Raw genomic sequence first — 19314 nt, 5'->3', positions numbered from 1 at the left:
GGACGGGCACCTCCGCGGCCTCTCCCCGGGAGTCACGGAGGTGCCGTTCATGGTCGGGGGAACCGGGACTCCGACGTTGCCGTGTCCCGGCAAGGTCCGGCTCGCCGGGGCTGCGTCCGGCGGCCCTGTCGCGTACCGCGGCTTCCCCGCCAGGCTTCTGGCAAGGCCGAAATTTCCTGATTTGGAGTGATATGACCCAGCCTGCGCGCAGTGCAGCCCGTCTGTTCGGACGGGGCTCCTGGACAGAGGCCCGCCGCATCGCCGACATCCTGCGCAAGGAGACCATCGGCGGGGCCCTGCTCCTAGGGGGAGCCGCACTGGCCATGATGTGGGCCAACTCTCCGTGGTCGGCCGCCTACGAGTCGGTGCGTGGCCACACGATCGGCCCCGCTTCGCTGCACCTCGACCTGGACCTCGCGACCTGGGCCGCCGACGGGCTGCTGGCCGTCTTCTTCTTCGTGGCCGGCCTGGAGCTCAAGCGCGAGTTCGTCGCCGGTGACCTGCGCTCGCCACGGCGGGCGGCGGTGCCGGTCGCCGCCGCCGTCGGCGGTGTGCTGGTCCCGGCCCTGCTCTACCTGCTGGTCACCCGCAACGCCGAGGGGGCCGCGGCGGGATGGGCGATCCCCACCGCCACCGACATCGCCTTCGCGCTGGCGGTGCTCGCGGTCGTCGGCCGGTATCTGCCGGCGGCGCTGCGGACGTTCCTGCTGACCCTGGCCGTGGTCGACGACCTGCTGGCGATCTTCATCATCGCCGTCTTCTACACCAGCGACCTGGCGCCCGTGCCGCTGCTGGCCGCGCTCGTGCCGCTGGCGCTGTTCACCGTGCTGGTGCAGCGCCGCGTACGGTCCTGGTGGCTGCTGCTGCCGCCGGCCCTGGCGGTCTGGGCGCTGGTGCACGCCTCCGGTGTGCACGCGACCGTCGCCGGAGTGCTGCTCGCCTTCGCCGTGCCGGTCGTGCGGAACATGCGTGCCGGCGGCCCCGACGCCGGCCCCGGGCTGGCCGAGCACTTCGAGCACCGCTTCCGGCCCCTGTCGGCCGGCGTGGCGGTTCCGCTGTTCGCGTTCCTGTCGGCGGGCGTGTACCTGGGCGGGCTGGACGGCGCCGTCACCGCACTGGGCGACCCGATCGCTCTCGGCATCGTGGCCGGCCTGGTCATCGGCAAGCCCGTCGGGATCATGGCCGCGACGTGGCTGGTCGCCCGCTTCACCCGTGCCCACCTCGACGAGGGGCTGACCTGGGTGGACGTGCTGGGCCTCGCCATGCTGGCCGGCATCGGCTTCACGGTGTCCCTGCTCATCGGCGACCTCGCCTTCGGCGCCGAACGGGGCGACTACGTCAAGATCGCCGTGCTGGCCGGCTCGCTGATCGCGGCGCTGCTGGCGACGGTGGTCCTCCGCCTGCGCAACCGCGCCTACCGGCTCCTGCACGAGGCCGAGACCGCCGACCGCGACCTCGACGACGTCCCCGACATCTACCAGGACCGCGAGCCCGTCGACCACCACGCCCCGGGGCACCTTGCCGATGGCCGGTAAGGGGAAACCGGCATAGGTGCTCGAGCGTCTCGGCAGGTTGCCGAAGGCTGGACCTTTGGACGAGTCTGGGACTATGGATCCGAAACGGCACGAAGTGGACCACGCGCGCCTGGCGGAGATCGCCGACCGTGCCGGCGCCGACGCCGGCGGCGTTCCCGCCGAGTGGCTGAGGCAGTACCTTCCGCTGCTGGCCGACGTCAGCAGGACGGGGCGGCGCCCGGACGCCGCGGAGCTGTCGTCCATGCGTGCGTGCGGCGAGTCGGCCGCGCGCGACGGAGTGCCGCTGCGCGCGATCATCGACGTACACCTGAGCGCCACCTGGATGGCCTGGCCGCTGCTGCCGGGCATCGCCGGGAGCAGGCGCGCCGAGGAGCTCCGCTCCGCAGGGGAAGCCGTCTTCAGGGCGGCCGACCGGTCGATCGTGGCGCTGGTCGAGGGGTACGAGCGGGCACAGCGCATGATGATCCGGCGTGAGGAGGCGCTGCGCCGGGAGTTCATCGACGACCTTCTCCACGGCCGCCGCGACCTCGGCGCCCTGGCCGAGCGGGCGGCCCGCTTCGGGCTGCGGCTGGCCGGCTCCCACGTCGTCGCCATCGCCGAGGCAGAGCGGCCCTTCTACGACGGCGGCCCGGTCTCCCGGCACGTCGAGGCGTCGTTGCTGAACCGGTTCGGCCTGCAGGACCTGATGGTCGCCACCAAGGAGGGCCTGCTGGTCTGCGTGTCCTCCGGCTACGTGGAAGGCGTGAGCGAGGCGTTCGCCTCCCTCGTCCAGGACATGATGACGGACGACCCGTCGCTGCGGGTCGCCGTCGGCCGGGCCCACCACGGGCCCGGCGGGGTCGTGCGCTCCTTCGAGGAGGCCCGCAACGTGGTGGCGCTGGCCCGCCGGCTGCAGCTGCCGGAACGCGTGCTGCGCGCCTCCGACCTGCTCGTGCTGCAGGTGCTGCTGAGGGACCAGGCGGCGATCACCGAACTGGTCGAGGCGGTGCTGGGCCCGCTGCGCGCCGCCAGGGGAGGGCCCGGCACCCTGCTGGAGACGCTGTTCGCCTACTTCGCCACCGGCGGCGTCGCCACGCTCACGGCGGGCCGGCTGCACGTCGGCGTCCGTACGGTCACCTACCGCCTGGAACGGGTCCGCGAGCTGACCGGCTACCGCCTGGACAACCCGATCCAGCGGCACGCGCTCGAGACGGCGACCCTGGGCGCGCGCCTGCTCGGCTGGCCGGCCGAGACCGTCACCCGGCCTTCGGCTCCCTAGCGCCGCCTCGGCCAGGATGTGGTCACCGATCTCCTCCGGGCGGCCCCGGCTAGGTTCGGGCTCTCGCGGAACGGCCGCGGCAGCAGCAGGTCGAGCACCTCCTGCGGCGAGAGCGCCGTCACGGGCCGGCCGTCGAAGCCGACGATCACCACCCCGGGGCGCCGGCCGCGCACCATCACCGCCAGCACGTCCAGCACACTGACATCGGACCGCAGGACCGGGCATTCGCGGGCGATCATGTATCTCATCCCCCTCAGCAGCCTTCACCCGCATGCTGACAACCCGTGGGCAAGCGGCACAACGTGCACGCCTGCCCGTGGGAGCGCCGGCTCCTTGCCGCCGATCGGCAAACCGTTCACAGGAACGACGCGTGACCGGGACGCCAGTTCAGCCACAGCCGCGCCCGGTGGTTGCCGGCTCCGCGCAGCCGGGTCATGAACGCCACCCCCCAGGCCCCCGAGAACAGCCGCCCCATGAACACCGGCAGCCGCTTCGGCGCCGGACCGCCGAGCTTGGCCGCGTACGCCGGCACCCACTCCCGCAGGGGCACCGGGTGGTCGTCCACGATGTTGAGCACCCCGGTCACCTCCCGGTCCAGCGCGGCCACGATCGCGGTGGCCGCGTCGTGGACGTGGGTGAAGGAGAAGACCGACCCGCCGTCCCCCAGGATCGGCAGCCTGCCCTCGGCGACCTGCCGGGTCATCGAGCCGTCGGCGTCGTAGTGCGTGCCCGGGCCGGTCAGGTGGCCGAAGCGCAGCGCCAGCCCGCCCTGCTCCCTGGTCAGCCGCTCCAGCTCGGCCAGCGCCCGCAGCGACGGCTGGAACGGCGCCGGCGCGTCGTCCCACAGCGGCTCGTCCTCGTCCGCCGGCTCCGCGCCGGGCCGGTAGACGTAGGCGAGGCTCTGCGTGATCACCTTCGCGCCGCCCGCCGCCTCCAGCAGGTTCCGCGTCCCCTCGCTGCGCAGCCGGTTGGTGACCGCGAAGTCCCGGGCGAACGTCTTGGGGTTGATCATCGCCGGAACGCGGGTGGCCAGATGGACCACGGCGTCCGGCGCCGCCCGCCGTACGGCGCGCACCGAAGCCGCGCGGTCCAGCAGATCGGCGGTGAACGGGACGACCTCGTGCCCGACCGTGGTGAGGAGGGGGACGAGCTGACGACCGACGACGCCCGTGGCGCCGGCGACAAGAACTCTCATGCCCCCTGGACGGGGCACCCCGGCCGTATGTGACACGGCGCGTCCCCGACGTCTTCGGCGCGGACGCGTACCCCGACGTCCGCTTTGTCGGCATTTGGGGGAGATGGGGTTGAGCGGGAACCGGCGGAGCGTATCGTCCGAGGCACTGCCATAGCCGGAAGTAAGGAAGCGACGTCATGAGCGTGTGGTTCGTCACCGGCGCGTCCCGTGGGTTCGGCGCCGAGATCGTCCATGAGGCGCTGTCGCGCGGTCACCAGGTCGTCGCGACGGCGCGGAAGGTGGAGTCCGTCCTGGCCGCCTTCCCCGACGCGGGCGAGAGTCTGCTGCCGGTGTCCCTCGACGTGACGGACGAGGAGCAGGCGCGGGCGGTGGCGGAGGCCGCGAGGGCGGCGTTCGGCCGCATCGACGTCCTGGTCAACAACGCCGGCCGCGGCCTGCTCGGCGCCGTCGAGGAGACGAGCGACGCCGAGGCGCGCGCCGTCTTCGACACCAACGTCTTCGGCCTGCTGGCCGTCACCCGGGCGGTCGTGCCGGTGCTGCGCGCGCAGGGGTCCGGCACGATCGTGAACCTGTCGTCCGTGGGCGGGTTCGTCGGCTCGCCCGGCTGGGGCGTCTACGGCGCGACCAAGTTCGCCGTGGAGGGGCTGTCGGAGGCGCTGCACGCCGAGCTGGCGCCGCTCGGCGTGCACGTCACGGTCGTGGAGCCCGGCTACTTCCGTACCGACTTCCTCGACTCCTCAAGCCTGCAGGCCACCGGCGCGCAGATCGCGGACTACGCCGGCGGGCCGGTGGGCGCGACGCGCGCCCGCGCCGCCGACGTCAACCACCAGCAGCCCGGCGACCCGGTCAAGGCCGCCAAGGCGATCGTCGACGTGGTGGATTCCGGCAAGGCCCCGCTCCGCCTCCAGCTCGGCTCCGACTGCGTCGCGGCGGTGGAGAGCAAACTGGAGCGCGTACGCCGGGAGCTCGACGAGTGGCGTTCGGTCTCCGTGGCCACCGACCACGACGACGTCATCCGTACGGGCTGACCAAGCGGTTGACTAGCGGTGGGCGACCACCGCGGCGAGCAGCCATCGGAAGGCCGGGACCGCCGGCGGTGCGGGCGGCCGGCCGTTGAGGACGCTCAGGAGTTGCCAGTACCGCTCCACCCGGGGCTCGGCGACCATGCCCAGCCAGGAGATCAGGGAGGCGGTCTCCTCGGCGGGCAGGCCGGCGGGCACGATCCGGTCCAGGACGGCGGTCGCCGCCGCCGACTCCGGGGCGATCCCCCGTTCCATGGCGCCGCCCGCGTGTTCCAGGACCAGGGGCCGCAGGTCGAGGCCGAACTCCAAGCGGTCGTCGCCGCTCACGATCATGTCCCGCACGGTCCGCTGGAAGCCCTCGTCGGCGACCAGCTCCGCCAGTTCGACCCAGGCGTCGACCTGCTCCGACGTCGGATCCTCCGGCAGATCGGACGGCAGGTCGCGCATCCATCCCGCGACGAGCGCGGCGTCCTCGTCGAGGACGCCGGCGAACGCGCGGTCCACGAACGCGTCGATGATCTGCTGGCGTTCCCGGGCTGACAACCGGGCGAGTGCGTGCATCAAGGTGATCTCCTCGGTGGTGCTGTCACGGCGGGCGAGCACGCGCAGGACGGCACGCCGTACCTTCAGAGTGCGGATCTCCGCGTCGAGGGCTTCGACGTGCGTCGCGGCCAGCTCTCTCAGCGTGGACTGCTCGCGCAGGATCCGCTGGACGTCGTCCAGACCGAGCCCGAGATCGCGAAGCGTCCTGACCAGGTCGAGCCGCGCGACCGCCTCCGCGTCGTAAAGCCGATAGCCGCCGCTCGACCTGCCGGCCGGAGGCACGACACCGCTGTCGGACCAGAAGCGGATGGTGCGCGCCTGCAGCCCGGTGCGCTGGGCCAGCTGCCCGATGGTGTAGAGATCCCGCGCGTTGCTCATGGCTCGAATGTGCACCTTCCACCCACTGGAATCTCAAGCCATATTCGCCACCGGTCGCCCGATGAGGCTGCCTCCGCAGGAGCGCGCCCGCTCTACGCCTTGATGAGGTGCCGGGGGGTGGCTCGGCGGCGGTAGGCGCCGGGGGTGACGCCGAACTCGCGTTTGAAGGCGCGGTTGAAGGCGAACTCGGAGGTGTATCCCACCCGCTCGGCCACGGCCCGGAGCGGCGCGTCGTCGCCGCCGCGGAGTATCCGTCCGGCCGTGGTCATCCGCCACCAGGTCAGGTACGCCATCGGCGGGCGCCCGACGAGCTCGGCGAAGCGCTTGGAGAACGCGGCCCGGGACATACCGGCCCGCCGGCTCAGCAGCTCGACGGTCCAGGCTGTCGCGGGCTCGGCATGCATGTGCTGGAGCGCGGAACCGACGGCCGGGTCGTCGAGCGCCGCGGCCCAGCCGCCGGCGCCGCGCGGGGCGTGGTCGCGGTACCAGGTGCGCAGGATGTACAGCAGCATGGCGTCGAGCAGCGCGGGAATCGCCGCGTCGGTGCCGGGCCTGCGCTGGTCGAGCTCGTCCCCGAGCAGGTCGACGACGGCGTTGAGCGCCGTGCGCCTGCCCACCCGCCGCGGGAGGTGGATGAAGGCGGGAAGCTCGGCGAGCAACGGGTGGGCGCCGATCCGGTCGAGCTGGTACGAGCCGCACATCAGGACGGTGAGCGGGCCGGCGGTGTCGGGCGCCGGCACCCAGGAGTCGTCCATGTCGGGCGCGACGTCGACGAGCTCGCTGCCGGGCGAGTCGGCGAGGGCGATCTCGTGGCCGTGCGGGACGAGCACGACATCCCCGGCGCTCAGCGGCACCGGGTCGCGGCCCGCGGACAACAGCCAGCACCGGCCCTGCAGGACGACGTGGAAACCGGTCCCGGGGGCGGCAGGGAACCGCAGCCCCCACGGTGCCGTCCGGCGGGTGCGCGCCGCATGCGGCCGACCGGTACGGATGACGGCGACCGCGTCGCTGACCACGTCCACGATCCGATCGTACAGAGAATGACCGGTCGCGAAGACGAACGAGCAAATTTCCGACTCTCTCCGGCATAGGTAGTCCACCGCGACGTTCATAGGCTGAGACGAGGCAATGCCCCGGCCGGATACCGGCGCTCGCCGATCTCGCGGGTACCGGCTACGACGCCGAGCACACCGTGTGACCGGCCGACCCGAACAGGAGAACGATCATGACCAGCACCGCCACCGCTCCCCGGATCATCCGGCGCTACTTCGAGCTCGCCCCTTCACCGGACACCGAGGCGTACTTCGCCCTGTTCACCGATGACGCCCTCGTCGAGGACGAAGGCAGGGAGTACGCGGGCATCGACGCCATCCGGGCCTGGCGCACCGAGGTCCCTCCCGTCGAGTACACGATCACCGATGTCGAACCGGCCGACGAAGGGCTCGTCGTGACCTGCACGATCACAGGGGATTTCCCGGGCAGTCCTTTCGCCGGTCTGAAATTCCACTTCGAAGACTTCGACGAGGACCACGTGAAGGCCCTGCGCATCCGGCCATGAGCACCGCGTCAGCTTTCTGGCTCCAGCAGGTGGAGGCCGCGCAGGCTCTCGGCGGCGCGCGGACGCCGGCCGAGCTCCTCACGGGCGCGGTCGTTGTGGACGATCGGCGTGGCGGGTCGTCCCCCGGCTCCTCCCGTGCGCGCGGCGAGGGGGCCGAGCCGCCGGCTCAGGATCGCGGCCGGCTCCAGGAAGCTCGGCGCCGGGCCGCCGGCGACGGCCAGGAAGCGCTTGCCCGCGGCCTCGGGCGAGGCCGGCCCCCTGGAGGTCAGGCGGGGGTCAGGTCGCGGCGGCGTACCAGCGCCAGGCCCGCGACGGCCAGCGCCCCCGCCACCGCCGTGAGCGCCGCCAGCGGTGCCACGGGTGAGGCGGCGCCGTCCAGCAGCAGCGCCGGCACGTGCACGAACGGCGACATGTCCAGCACGACCCCGCTCACCAGCCGGAACTCCGCCAGCAGGTCCACCACCAGGAAGACCCCGAGCGCGGTCCAGCTGATGGCGGCCGCCAGCCGGGGCAGGACGCCGAACGCGAGCGTCGCGATCCCGACCACGGTCCAGACCGCGGGCAGGTAGGCCAGCGTGGCGCCGGCCACGCGGAGCACGCCGCCGTCGTAGGCGAGCCCCGCCGCCGCGCCCAGCACGGCCAGCAGCAGCGCCGGCCCCGCGACCGCGAACGCCAGGTGGCTCAGCGCCCAGCGCAGCCGCCCGACCGGGGCGGACAGCAGCAGGTCGGCCCGGCCCGCCGCCTCCTCGCCGCGGGCGCGCAGCGCGGACACCAGCGCCGCTCCCGTGACGAGCTGGCTGAGCACGTACATCACGAACGTGAAGAACACGTCGGAGACGCGCGCGCCGGAGCCGCCGATGACCGCGGCGAGGTCACGGAACTGCGGTGTGTCCAGTTGGGTGTCCAGGCCGCGCGCCGAGAGGCCGACCAGCGCGCCCAGCAGGCCGAAGCCGATCGCGAAGCCCGCGAGCGAGCCCCGGTGCAGGCGCCCGGCCAGGCCGAACGCGCCCCGCAGCGTCCCCTCTGCCGGGCCCTGCCGGGTGGGCAGCAGGCCGCCTGCCACGTCGCGGCGGACGGACAACGCGAACGCGCCCGCCGCCAGAACGGCCACGAACACCACGAACAGCCCCAGTACCCACCACTGGTCGCCGGCGTAGGCGCGGGTGAGCCGGGCCCAGCCGAACGGCGACAGCCAGGCCGGCCAGGCGACGCCGCCGCTGTCGGCCACCGCGCGCAGCGCGAACATCAGGCCGCCGACGCCGATCGCGAGGCCGCGCGCCGTACCGGACGAAGCGGTCAGCTGCGCGGTGACGGCGGCCACCGCCGCGAAGGCGCACCCGCCTCCCGCCACCGAGAGCCCGAACAGCAGCGACGAGCCGGCGGGCAGGCCGGTGGCCACCAGCCCGGGCACCGACAGCAGGCCGAGCAGCAGATTGGCGGCCGGCACGACCGCCAGCGCGGCGGCCAGCGGGGCGTGCCGGCCGACGACGCCGGACGACAGCAGCTCGCGCCGCCCTGTCTCCTCCTCGGCTCTGGTGTGCCTGACCACCAGCAGGACGCTGACCAGGCCGCCGATCAGCGCGAGCGACGAGCCGAGCGTCCAGGCGGTCAGGCCGCCGACGCCGGCGTCGTAGATGACGCCGCGCATCGCCAGCTGGGCGGGGTTGCTCATGGAGGCCGCCGCGAAGGCGTCACGCGCCGCCTGGTCGGCGTACAGACCGGCGGTGGAGGAGGCGATGCTCGCCGGGAGCAGCGCGGTGATCACGATCCACACCGGCAGCAGCACGCGGTCGCGGCGCAGGACGAGCCGGATCAGGCTCCAGGTGCCGGTCATGACGCGGCTCCCTGGTAGTGGCGCAGGAAGAGCTCCTCCAGGGTCGGCGGTCGCGTGGTCAGCGCGCGCACCCCCGCCCGGGCCAGCTCACCGAGTACGGCGGTGAGAGCGTCCTGGTCGACCTGGCAGCGCAGCCGGGCGCCGTCGACGGTGAGGTCGTGGACGCCGGGCAGCCCGGCCAGGCCGTTCGCCGGCCCCGCCAGCTCGGCCGTCACCGACGTGCGGGTGAGGTGACGCAGGTCGGCGAGGGTGCCGGACTCGACCGTGCGGCCCGCGCGGATGATGCTCACGCGGTCGCACAGCGTCTCCACCTCCGACAGGATGTGGCTCGACAGCAGCACCGTGCGCCCGCGCTGCTTCTCCCGCACGACGCACTCGTTGAAGACCGCCTCCATCAGCGGGTCGAGGCCCGAGGTGGGCTCGTCCAGCAGCAGCAGCTCCACGTCGGAGGCGAACGCCGCCACCAGCGCCACCTTCTGCCGGTTGCCCTTGGAGTAGGCGCGGCACTTCTTGCGCGGGTCGAGCTCGAAGCGCTCCAGCAGGTCGGCGCGGCGCTTCGGGTCGAGGCCGCCGCGCACCCTGCCGAGCAGGTCGATGACCTCGCCGCCGGTCAGCGAGGGCCACAGCGTGACGTCGCCCGGCACGTACGCGAGCCTGCGGTGCAGCTCGGTGGCATCCCGCCAGGGGTCGCCGCCGAGTAACGTGATCCGGCCGCCGTCGGCGCGCATCTGGCCGAGCAGGATGCGGATCGTGGTGGTCTTGCCCGCGCCGTTGGGGCCGAGGAAACCGTGCACCTCGCCCTTGTCGACGGTCAGGTCGAGCCCGTCCAGCGCCCTGGCCCGGCCGAACGTCTTGACCAGGCCCTCCGCGTGTACCGCCGCGTTCATCGGTTGCCCTCGAGCTTCTCCAGGCCCGTACGCGCCTGTTCGAACAGTTCGCGTCCGAGGAATTCCGGCTGGATCAGGTCAAGCTGGGCTTTGCCGACGCGCAGCGCGCCCTGCGGGCCGTACAGGTCCGTGCCGAGCGCGCGTGAGACGTGATCGTGCAGCACCGTGATGCCGAGCTTCATCGCGGTCAGTACGGTGGCGCGGGCACGATGGTCGGCCTCGGAGCGGTCGTCGCTGCTCAGATGCTGCTCGGTCACGTTCACGAGCTCGTCGAACATGGCGGCGGCGCCGGGGGAGCCGTCCACCAGGGCGCGGCCGAGGTAGTGCATCAGCGGCGGCGCGCTGCGGTGGACGTTCTCGATGTATTCGGGATCTCCCAGGTTGTGGCCGGTGATGCCGACGGCGACCTGCTCGCGTACGTAGCTCAGCACGTACTCGTCGCACGCCTGCCGCAGCTCCTCCTTGGTGCCGAAGTGGTGCTGCACCAGGCCGGGGGAGACGCCGGCCGCCTCGGCGATCCCGCGGATGGTGGCCGCCTTGACCCCTCGCTCGGCGAACAACGCCATCGCCGCGTCGCGGATGCGGGCGCGCGCCGTCAGGTCTTCTTCAGAGATTGGTCGCACGTCCAGCACTCTATACGTTTGTATTGTGAGCTAGGCAAGCGTATTGCCCGTCCGCCCTGGTCGCCGAGCAGGTCGCCGCACGGGACGCCGCCGACGGCATGCCGCTCGACGCGATCTTCGTCAGCCCGCGCTGGGGACCGATGTGCCTGCGCTGGGCCTTCGTCCACATGCACGGCGAGTACGCCCGCCACAACGGCCACGCCGACATCCTGCGCGAACGCGTCGACGGAACCGTCGGCACCTGATCGCGTCAGCCCCCCGCACGGCGGCGACCAGGGTCGCGGGCCCGCTGATCCATGCTGTTCACCACGTGGCCGAACGTGGGCCTGAGCCGCCGGGCGCCGGGGGTGGGGCAGTACTCTTCGAACCGTCTGTCGCGACGGCGGAAGGAGACGCGAGGATGCCCCACGCGGCGAGGCCCACGGTCACGCTGCACGACGTGGCCGCGGCGGCCGGGGTCTCGGTCTCCACCGCCTCCAGGGTCCTGAGCGGCAGCACCCGCAAGGTGGCGCCCGAGTACGAGGCCCGCGTGCTGGCCGCGGCGGAGGCCCTGCGCTACACGGCGGACGCCGCCGCCAGGGCGATGCGCCGGGCCGGCGACGCGATCGCGCTCGTGGCCGACGACCTCACCACCCCGTCCATCGGCATGATGGTGGCCGCGATGGAGCGCGAGGCCCGTACGGCGGGGGCGTTCGTCACGGTCTCGTCGACCATGGGCGTGCCCGACCGGCAACTCGACACCATCCGCGTGCTGCGCGCGCTGCGGCCCCGCGCGCTCGTGCTCACCTCCGGCCACTTCATGGCGGACGAGCTCGAAGGCCGGCTGGGCGCGGAACTTTCGTCGTACGAACGCGAAGGCGGCCGGGCCGTCATCGTCGGCGAGACGGAGACGCCGTTCCCTTCGATCGGCTTCGACAATTACCGTGCCGCGCAATCCATGGGCGCTTTCCTGGCGGAAACCGGGCACCGGCGGGTGGCGATTTTCGGCGGCGCCGGCGATCTGCGCAACATGTCCGACCGTACGGCCGGTTTCGTCGACGGACTGCAGGCCGGCGGCGTCGACCCGCGGGATGTCCGGACCATTTCCTGCGCGGTCAGCCGCGACGGCGGATTCGAGGCGGCGCGCCGGTTGGCGGAAGAGGGAATGGACGGCCGGCAGGCCGTTGTCGCGGCCAACGACATCATCGCCATCGGCGCCCTGTCGGGATTCAGGGCCGCCGGCGTGGACGTTCCCGGCGACGTCTCCGTGACGGGAATCGACGACATTCCGCTCGCCCGCGACCTGACGCCCCGCCTGACGACGATGGCGCTGCCACTCGCCCACGCCGGCGCGGAGGCGATCCGCCTGGCCCTGTCGGGCACGGAGACGGGCGGCCGGTTGTGCCTGCAAGGCCACCTGATCGTCCGGGAAAGCACACGCCCCCGCCGTTGACGCGCCGCCTACTGCTCGGCGGTGGTGCGCATGGGCGACTCGGGTCTGACGTCCGAGGCCGGCACCGCCGGGCGCTTCGCCGCGAAGCCGGTGCGGGTCTGGGCGAGCAGCGCGCCGGACAACAGGATCACCCCGCCCACGATCTGGAACACGCCCAGGGTCTCCCCTGCGAGCACCCAGGCCAGCACCGCCCCGGCGATGACCTCCAGCGACGCCACGGTGGCGCCCACGGCGGCCGACAGCCGCCGTACGGCGTGCACCCCCAGGATGTACGCCACCACGGTCGCCGGCAGCACCATCCACAGGTACGCCACCAGCACGGGCAACGCCTGACCGCCCGCGGCGGACGTGACGGACATCGTGAACGCGCCCCAGGGGATGTCCCAGGGCGACGCGAACGGGGTGAGCACCACTGCCGCCCCCGTCATCCCCCAGGCGATGAGACCGAGGGGGTCCACGTCGTCCCCGAAGCTATCGTTCATCAAGAAATATCCGGCGGAGCACGCCGCGGCCAGCAACCCCAGCACCAGACCCAGCGCGTCCAGCCGCACCTCCTGCCACGCCTCGACGACGATCCCGAGGCCCACGACCGCGACGACCGCCCCGGCGTACGCGGCTCGTGCCACCCGGACGTTCCGTACGAGACGGACCCATGCCACCACCATCACCGGCGCCATGTACACGAGCAGCAACGCGATTCCCACCGGCAACCGCGTGATGGCGGCGAAGTACAGCGACTGCACCCCGGCCACCGCCATGACCGCGTACAGCGCGAAGAACGGCGACCTGGAGCGCGGGATCCGCAACGCCCGCGGCCTGACCACGGCCAGCACCGCCACCAGCAGCAGCCCCGCTCCCGCCATCCGCGTCCACACGGCCTCCAACGGCGTCAGCCCGGCGCTGTCGAGGAATTTGGCCATCGGGCCCGAGAACGCGAAACACCACGAGGCCACGAACGCGAGTAGGAACCCCGCATACCTCATCCCACACCGCCTGCGCCGTCATCGCCGTTCAACGTGGGGTGACACTGACATGCTGGGAATCCCTGGCGCAACGGGATAAAACCGCAGCCTGGACCGCTGACGATCTACGTGGCCCAACCAGCGAGGGCGGCCGGATTACTTCCGCTTGCAACACTCTTGACGCTTGCGTTACAGGCGTGCAAACTGCGGAATACGTTTTCCCACGGGGCGGAGCGAATCCGTCCCGTCGTGACGGGAGGTCACGAATGATCGCGTCGAGGAGGCTCGCGTGAGCGCTCTCGGCGAGCTCCAGCGGATGCGCAGGGGCAGCGGCGGAACCCTCGGCGGCAAGCGTGACAACAAGGCCGCCTTCGTCTTCCTTCTCCCCTGGTTCGCGGGGCTGCTGTTCATCACGGCGGGCCCGATCGTGGCCTCGTTCCTGCTGGGCTTCACCGACTACAACCTCATCCAGCCGCCCACCTTCAACGGCCTGGACAACTTCGTCCGCATGCTCGGCGACGCCCGGCTGCACAACGCGCTCCGCGTGACACTGGTCTACGTCGTCGTCTCGGTGCCGCTGCAGCTGGCCGCCGCCCTGGCCCTGGCGCTGCTCCTCGACCGGGGGCTGCGCGGCCTGGCGTTCTACCGCTCGGCGTTCTACCTGCCCTCGCTGCTCGGCTCCAGCGTCGCGATCGCGGTGCTGTGGCGGCAGATCTTCGGCGCCGACGGGCTGGTCAACCAGGTGCTGGCCATGTTCGGCGTCGAGGGCAAGGGCTGGATCTCCGACCCGAGCACCGCGCTCGGCACCCTGATCGTGCTGAACGTGTGGACGTTCGGCGCCCCGATGGTCATCTTCCTGGCGGGCCTGCGGCAGATCCCCGTGATGTACTACGAGGCGGCCTCGACGGACGGCGCCGGCAAGTGGACGCAGTTCAGGAAGATCACGATCCCGCTGCTGTCACCGATCATCTTCTTCAACCTGGTGCTGCAGATCATCCACGCGTTCCAGTCGTTCACGCAGGCGTTCGTGGTCTCCGGCGGCAGCGGCGGCCCCTCCGACTCCACCCTGTTCTACACGCTCTACCTGTACCAGCGCGGGTTCGGGAACTTCGACATGGGCTACGCCTCCGCGCTCGCCTGGCTCCTGCTGGTGATCATCGCCGCGTTCACCGCGATCAACTTCTGGGCCGCCAAGTTCTGGGTCGTCTACGATGACTGATCTCGCGCGCAAGGCGCTCAAGCACGCCGGGCTCATCCTGCTGGCGCTGGTCATGCTCTATCCCGTGCTGTGGATGGTGGTCAGCTCGCTGCGGCCGGACAACGAGATCTTCCGCCGGCCGGGCCTGATCCTCGACAGCCTCCAGACCCACAACTACGGCGAGGGCTGGACCGCGCTGGCCTCGCCGTTCGGCCACTACCTGGCCAACTCGGCGATCCTCGTGCTGGCCTGCATCATCGGCAACCTCGTGTCGTGCTCGATGGCCGCGTACGCCTTCGCCCGGCTGGAGTTCACCGGCAAGCGCCTGTGGTTCGCGATCATGCTGGGCACGATCATGCTGCCGATCCACGTGATCATCGTGCCGCAGTACATCATGTTCTCCCAGCTCGACTGGGTGAACACGTTCCTGCCGCTGGTGGTGCCGAAGTTCCTGGCCACCGACGCGTTCTTCGTCTTCCTCATGGTGCAGTTCATCCGCGGCCTGCCGCGCGAGCTGGACGAGGCGGCCAGGATCGACGGCGCCGGCCACCCGCGCATCTTCCTGCGGATCATCCTGCCCCTGATGCTCCCGGCCCTCGCCACGACGGTGATCTTCACCTTCATCTGGACCTGGAACGACTTCTTCAGCCAGCTCATCTACCTCACCGACCCGGAGATGTACACGGTGCCGGTGGCGCTGCGCTCGTTCGTCGACGCCACCGTCTCCACGTCGTGGGGCTCCATGTTCGCCATGAGCGTGGTGTCCCTGGCCCCGGTCTTCCTCGCCTTCCTCGTCGGCCAGCGCTACCTCATCCGAGGCATCGCCACGACCGGCGGCAAGTAACCCCCAGGGGAACCATCATGCGAAAGATCGCTCTCGCCCTCGCGGCGGCACTCATGCTCAGCGCCTGCGGCTCCGGAGGCGGCGCCGCCAGTCAGGAGCTGTCGAAGGACCCGGTCACCCTCCGCTTCACCTGGTGGGGCGCGGACGAACGGCACCAGCGCACCCAGCAGGTCATCGACCTGTTCCAGAAGAAGCACCCGAACATCACCGTCAAGGGCGAGTTCAAGGACTGGAACGGCTACTGGGAGAGCCTCGCGACCACCGTGGCCGCGAACGACGCCCCGGACGTCATCCAGATGGACGAGCTCTACCTCTCCTCGTACGCCGAGCGCGGCGCCCTGCTCGACCTCGGCACCATGGCGAAGTTCCTGAAGACCGCCGACTTCGACAAGTCCGCCCTGGACACGGGCGTGGTCAGCGGCAAGCAGTACGCCCTGCCCGTCGGCCTGTCCACGTACTCGATCGTGGTCAACACCGATCTCCTCGACCAGCTCAAGGTCGAGATGCCGGACGAGAACACCTGGACCTGGGAGGACCTGAAGAACGTCGGCGCCCAGGTGTCGAAGGCGGGCGGCGGCAAGATCACCGGCGTGCAGTCGCTGGGCTTCGAGGCCGGCGGGCTCAACATCTGGGCCCGGCAGCACGGCGCGACCCTCTTCGACGAGCAGGGCAAGGTCGTCGTGCCGCCGGAGGTGCTGACCTCGTTCTGGACCTACATCCGCGACCTGGCCAAGCAGGGCGTCACGCCGCCGGCGTCGGTCAGCGTCGAGCGGGCGGGTGGCTCGCTCGACCAGTCGGGCACCGCCACCAACGCCTCCGCCTTCGCGACCTGGTGGAACACCCAGCTCACCTCGCTGACCACGGCCAGCGGCTCGACACTGAAGCTGCTCAAGCTCCCCGGCGAGGCGGAGGCGAAGTCGCCCGGCGCGTACTACAAGTCCTCGATGTACTGGTCGGTCTCGTCGCGCAGCGAGCACCCGGCGGAGGCGGCGCTGTTCGTGGACTTCCTGGCCAACGACCCCGAGGCGGCGAACATCATGCTGACCGACCGCGGCGTGCCCGCCAACACCAAGATCCGCGAGGCCATCACCCCCAAGCTGACCGAGACCGACAAGGAAGCGGTCGAGTACATGGACCGGATCAAGGTCGGCCCGGCCCCCAGGGTGACCCCGAACGGCGCCAGCAACATCGAGGCGATCATCAAGCGGCACACCGAAGAGGTGCTGTTCGACCGCGAGCCCCCCGAGCAGGCGGCCACCGCGTTCATCAAGGAGCTGCAGGCCGAGATCGACGGCGCCTGACCCCCACCACAGGAGAGACAGAACATGTCGCAACGGAACTACCGGGCCGCGATCATCGGCACCGGTGGGATCGCGCACGCCCACGCGCAGGCCGTCATCGGCTCGGGCCGGGCGAGCCTCGTGGCCGTGGCCGACGTCGACGCCGGGCGGGCGGCCGAGTTCGCCGCCAAGTACGGCGTGCCGCGCAGCCACGCGAGCACCGAGGAACTGCTGAGGGAGGAGAAGCCGGACTTCGTGCACCTGTGCACGCCGCCGCACCTGCACGCGCCGCTGGCCATCGCCTGCCTGGAGGCCGGGGTGACGGTGCTGGTGGAGAAGCCGCCGACGCTCACGCTCGCCGAGTTCGACGCCCTGGCCGAGGCCGAGAGCCGCTCGACGGCGCACGTCGCGACGGTGCTCCAGCACCGCTTCGGCGCGGGCGCGCTCCGCCTGCGCCGGCTGGCGGAGGCCGGGGAGCTGGGCCGCCCGCTCCTCGCCACCTGCCTCACGCAGTGGTACCGCGACGAGGACTACTACGCGGTGCCGTGGCGCGGCACCTGGGAGTCCGAGGGCGGCGGGCCGACGATGGGCCACGGCATCCACCAGTTCGACCTGCTGTTCTCGGTGCTCGGCCCGTGGCGCGAGGTCACCGCCGTGGCCGCCCGGCAGGCCCGCTCGGTGGACACCGAGGACGTGTCGATGGCGCTGGTCACGTTCGACAGCGGCGCCGTGGCCACGGTGGTCAACTCGGTGCTGTCACCGAAGCAGACCTCCCACCTCCGCTTCGACTACGAGCGCGCCACCGTCGAGGTCGAGCACCTGTACGGCTACACCGACGACGACTGGACCGTGACCCCGGCGCCCGGGCACGACGAGGTGACCGCGCTGTGGGGACAGGACCCCTCCGACCGGCGCAGCGGTCACAGCGGCTGGCTGGCCGCCGTGCTCGACGCGCTCGACCGCGGCGAGGCACCCCCGGTCACCGTCGCCGACGCCCGGCGGACGATGGAGTTCATCGCCGCCCTGTACGCCTCCGCCTTCACCGGCGAGCGCGTACGAACCGGACAGATCACTGCCGACAGCCCGTTCGCCCAGAAGATGGACGGCACGGGCGCCCCATGGGAAAAGGTGAGGAACCCGTGACCCTGCAGGCCACCCACACCCTCGGTCGTTCGGTCGCCGTCACGGCGGGCGACGTCGAGCTGTTCACCTACACCTACCGGCCCGACACGCCGGTGCTGGAGTCGCCGAAGCCGTACCTGCACCCCATCCGGACCCTCGGCGGCGCGCTGGTGTCGCTGTTCCGGCCGCACGACCACGTCTGGCACAAGGGCATTGCCTGGTCGCTGCCGCACGTCGGCGAGCACAACTTCTGGGGCGGGCCCACGTTCGTGGAGGGGAGGTACGTCCAGCTGGAGAACAACGGCAGCGCCGCGCACCGCGAGATGACCACGCTGTCGTCCACCCCCGAGCGGGTGGAGATCGCGCACACCCTCGACTGGAGCGCGCAGGACGGCGCGCCGGTCATCGACGAGCGCCGCTCGCTGACCACGACGATCGTGGACGGGACCACCTGGGCGCTGGTCTTCGAGACGGCGATGACGAACGTGTCGGGCGCCGCCCTCTGGTTCGGCTCCCCGACCACGAAAGGCCGCGAGAACGCCGGGTACGGCGGCCTGTTCTGGCGTGGGCCCCGCTCGTTCACCGGCGGGATCATCCAGTCGCCCAAGGGCGCGGGCGGCGACGAGCTGCGCGGCCTACGGGCCGAGTGGTTCGGCTTCCGCGGCCGGCACGACGAGAGCGGCGAGCACTCGACCATCGTCATGGTGGACGACGCGGCCAACCCGCAGCACCCGCCGCAGTGGTTCGCCCGCTCCGAGCAGTTCGCCTGCCTGTGCCCGGCGCCGTTCTTCAGCGAGGAAATCGAGCTGCCGGACGGCCGGACCCTGAGCTTCCGGTACGCGGTCGTGATCGCCGACGGCGACCGCGGCGACGACGGCACGGCGCGCCTGGCCGACCACGGCAGGGCGGCGCTGGCGGCCCGGCCGTGACGTTCCCCGGCGGCACGTCGGTCAGCCGGCTGTCGGTGTACGCGCTCGGCGCGTGCTCCGACGGCCTGGAGGGCGGCACGCCGCACCTGCACACCGCCTCCACCGAGGCGTACGTGGTCGTCGGCGGGCGCGGCGCGCTGCGCACCCTCGACCTGAACGGCCCGCGCGAGACGGAGCTGCGTGCCGGGTCCACCGTGTGGTTCACGCCCGGCACCATCCACCGCGCGGTCAACCACGGCGGCCTGGAGGTGATGGTCGTCATGTCGAACGCCGGCCTGCCCGAGGCGGGCGACGCCGTCATGACGTTCCCGCCGGAGATCGTCGCCGACCCGGAGCGGTACGCCGAGGCCGCCGCTCTCCCCGACGGGCCGCCCGAGGTGGTGGAGGCGGCCGTCGTACGGCGGCGGGAGCTGGCCGTCGAGGGCTTCCTGCGCCTTTCCGGCAGCACCGCCCGCGGTGACCTCGACCCGCTCCGGAGCTTCTACGACAGCGCCGTCGCCCTGGTGCGGCCGAGGGTGGCGCGATGGCGGGAGATCTGGGAGGACACGGTCGCCCGCGAGGCCCGCCGCACCGCCGCCGTCCTGGACGCCCTCGGCGACGGCGACGGCGCGCACCTGGGGGAGTCGGCGCTGATGGAGAGCCCGCCGCAGGAGCGCTGGGGCATGTGCGGCCATCTGCGCGCCCACGATGTCGCCCACCCGACCGTGCACACCC

20 protein-coding genes are annotated in these 19314 nt (G+C 71.9%); 12 read left to right on the top strand and 8 right to left on the bottom strand.

Annotated elements, in window-relative coordinates:
- Nucleotides 1-191: 191 nt before the first annotated feature.
- Together nhaA and E1286_RS36095 are read left to right on the top strand one after the other, a co-directional pair.
- Nucleotides 192-1535: a Na+/H+ antiporter NhaA gene (gene nhaA, locus E1286_RS36100; protein ID WP_132619889.1), complete on the top strand. Its 1344-nt coding sequence runs from the start codon at nucleotides 192-194 to the stop codon at nucleotides 1533-1535.
- 73 nt (nucleotides 1536-1608) lie between these two features.
- Nucleotides 1609-2793 (top strand): PucR family transcriptional regulator, encoded by a 1185-nt coding sequence (locus E1286_RS36095; RefSeq protein WP_132619887.1) that lies wholly within the window; start codon nucleotides 1609-1611, stop codon nucleotides 2791-2793.
- On the opposite strand, the gene E1286_RS36090 is transcribed toward E1286_RS36095, so the two are convergent.
- Nucleotides 2790-3041, bottom strand: a complete 252-nt coding sequence (locus E1286_RS36090) for a CBS domain-containing protein (RefSeq protein WP_165970071.1) — start codon at nucleotides 3039-3041, stop codon at nucleotides 2790-2792. The genes E1286_RS36095 and E1286_RS36090 overlap by 4 nt on opposite strands.
- Nucleotides 3042-3148: 107 nt before the next feature.
- A complete protein-coding gene (locus E1286_RS36085) occupies nucleotides 3149-3988 on the bottom strand; it encodes an NAD-dependent epimerase/dehydratase family protein (protein ID WP_132619883.1) in 840 nt (279 codons plus the stop codon).
- Between the two features lie 176 nt (nucleotides 3989-4164).
- On the opposite strand from E1286_RS36085, the gene E1286_RS36080 reads away from it, so the two are divergent.
- Complete coding sequence (locus tag E1286_RS36080; RefSeq protein ID WP_132619881.1) at nucleotides 4165-5016, top strand: oxidoreductase; 852 nt, start codon at nucleotides 4165-4167, stop codon at nucleotides 5014-5016.
- Nucleotides 5017-5028: 12 nt separating this feature from the next.
- Here E1286_RS36080 and E1286_RS36075 read toward each other — a convergent pair whose 3' ends face one another.
- Together E1286_RS36075 and E1286_RS36070 are read right to left on the bottom strand one after the other, a co-directional pair.
- Complete coding sequence (locus E1286_RS36075; protein ID WP_132619879.1) at nucleotides 5029-5931, bottom strand: helix-turn-helix domain-containing protein; 903 nt, start codon at nucleotides 5929-5931, stop codon at nucleotides 5029-5031.
- 92 nt (nucleotides 5932-6023) lie between these two features.
- The gene (locus tag E1286_RS36070) at nucleotides 6024-6953 is read right to left on the bottom strand and encodes an AraC family transcriptional regulator (protein WP_132619877.1); all 930 of its coding nucleotides are present in this window, start codon (nucleotides 6951-6953) and stop codon (nucleotides 6024-6026) included.
- 203 nt (nucleotides 6954-7156) lie between these two features.
- Here E1286_RS36070 and E1286_RS36065 point away from each other — a divergent pair, with 203 nt between their 5' ends.
- Nucleotides 7157-7489 (top strand): nuclear transport factor 2 family protein, encoded by a 333-nt coding sequence (locus E1286_RS36065; protein ID WP_132619875.1) that lies wholly within the window; start codon nucleotides 7157-7159, stop codon nucleotides 7487-7489.
- Between the two features lie 265 nt (nucleotides 7490-7754).
- On the opposite strand, the gene E1286_RS36060 is transcribed toward E1286_RS36065, so the two are convergent.
- The 3 genes from E1286_RS36060 to E1286_RS36050 are packed head-to-tail and all read right to left on the bottom strand — an operon-like array spanning nucleotide 7755 to nucleotide 10833.
- Nucleotides 7755-9323, bottom strand: coding sequence for an ABC transporter permease (locus E1286_RS36060; protein WP_132619873.1), 1569 nt, complete (start codon nucleotides 9321-9323; stop codon nucleotides 7755-7757).
- On the bottom strand, nucleotides 9320-10210 hold the full coding sequence (locus E1286_RS36055) for an ABC transporter ATP-binding protein (protein WP_132619871.1): 891 nt from the start codon (nucleotides 10208-10210) through the stop codon (nucleotides 9320-9322). Before E1286_RS36055 ends, E1286_RS36060 begins: the two co-directional genes overlap by 4 nt.
- Entirely contained in the window at nucleotides 10207-10833 is a 627-nt protein-coding gene (locus tag E1286_RS36050; protein ID WP_132619869.1) for a TetR/AcrR family transcriptional regulator, read from the bottom strand. The genes E1286_RS36055 and E1286_RS36050 overlap by 4 nt, the downstream gene beginning before the upstream one ends.
- 56 nt (nucleotides 10834-10889) lie before the next feature.
- Between E1286_RS36050 and E1286_RS36045 the strand changes: the two genes are divergently transcribed.
- Both E1286_RS36045 and E1286_RS36040 read left to right on the top strand, forming a co-directional pair.
- Nucleotides 10890-11078, top strand: coding sequence for a mycothiol transferase (locus E1286_RS36045; RefSeq protein ID WP_342776296.1), 189 nt, complete (start codon nucleotides 10890-10892; stop codon nucleotides 11076-11078).
- A 155-nt stretch (nucleotides 11079-11233) separates the two neighbouring features.
- Entirely contained in the window at nucleotides 11234-12265 is a 1032-nt protein-coding gene (locus tag E1286_RS36040) for a LacI family DNA-binding transcriptional regulator (RefSeq protein ID WP_132619865.1), read from the top strand.
- A gap of 8 nt (nucleotides 12266-12273) precedes the next feature.
- Here E1286_RS36040 and E1286_RS36035 read toward each other — a convergent pair whose 3' ends face one another.
- Nucleotides 12274-13248: an EamA family transporter gene (locus E1286_RS36035; protein WP_132619863.1), complete on the bottom strand. Its 975-nt coding sequence runs from the start codon at nucleotides 13246-13248 to the stop codon at nucleotides 12274-12276.
- A 295-nt stretch (nucleotides 13249-13543) separates the two neighbouring features.
- Between E1286_RS36035 and E1286_RS36030 the strand changes: the two genes are divergently transcribed.
- The 6 genes from E1286_RS36030 to E1286_RS36005 all read left to right on the top strand — a co-directional run.
- Nucleotides 13544-14446, top strand: a complete 903-nt coding sequence (locus tag E1286_RS36030) for a carbohydrate ABC transporter permease (protein ID WP_132619891.1) — start codon at nucleotides 13544-13546, stop codon at nucleotides 14444-14446.
- Nucleotides 14439-15269, top strand: coding sequence for a carbohydrate ABC transporter permease (locus E1286_RS36025; protein ID WP_132619861.1), 831 nt, complete (start codon nucleotides 14439-14441; stop codon nucleotides 15267-15269). The genes E1286_RS36030 and E1286_RS36025 overlap by 8 nt, the downstream gene beginning before the upstream one ends.
- 17 nt (nucleotides 15270-15286) lie before the next feature.
- Nucleotides 15287-16570: an ABC transporter substrate-binding protein gene (locus tag E1286_RS36020; protein WP_132619859.1), complete on the top strand. Its 1284-nt coding sequence runs from the start codon at nucleotides 15287-15289 to the stop codon at nucleotides 16568-16570.
- Between the two features lie 24 nt (nucleotides 16571-16594).
- Nucleotides 16595-17692, top strand: a complete 1098-nt coding sequence (locus E1286_RS36015; protein WP_132619857.1) for a Gfo/Idh/MocA family protein — start codon at nucleotides 16595-16597, stop codon at nucleotides 17690-17692.
- On the top strand, nucleotides 17689-18600 hold the full coding sequence (locus E1286_RS36010; RefSeq protein WP_223190760.1) for a DUF6807 domain-containing protein: 912 nt from the start codon (nucleotides 17689-17691) through the stop codon (nucleotides 18598-18600). The genes E1286_RS36015 and E1286_RS36010 overlap by 4 nt, the downstream gene beginning before the upstream one ends.
- A partial coding sequence (locus tag E1286_RS36005) for a cupin domain-containing protein (protein WP_132619853.1) occupies nucleotides 18597-19314 on the top strand: 718 nt, incomplete at its 3' end. The genes E1286_RS36010 and E1286_RS36005, both read left to right, overlap by 4 nt.

This window comes from Nonomuraea terrae (assembly GCF_004348995.1).
GTDB classification, from domain to species: Bacteria; Actinomycetota; Actinomycetes; order Streptosporangiales; family Streptosporangiaceae; genus Nonomuraea; species Nonomuraea terrae.
The sequence above is the reverse complement of the archived record's forward strand: the minus strand, read 5'-3'. Positions and strand labels throughout refer to the sequence as shown.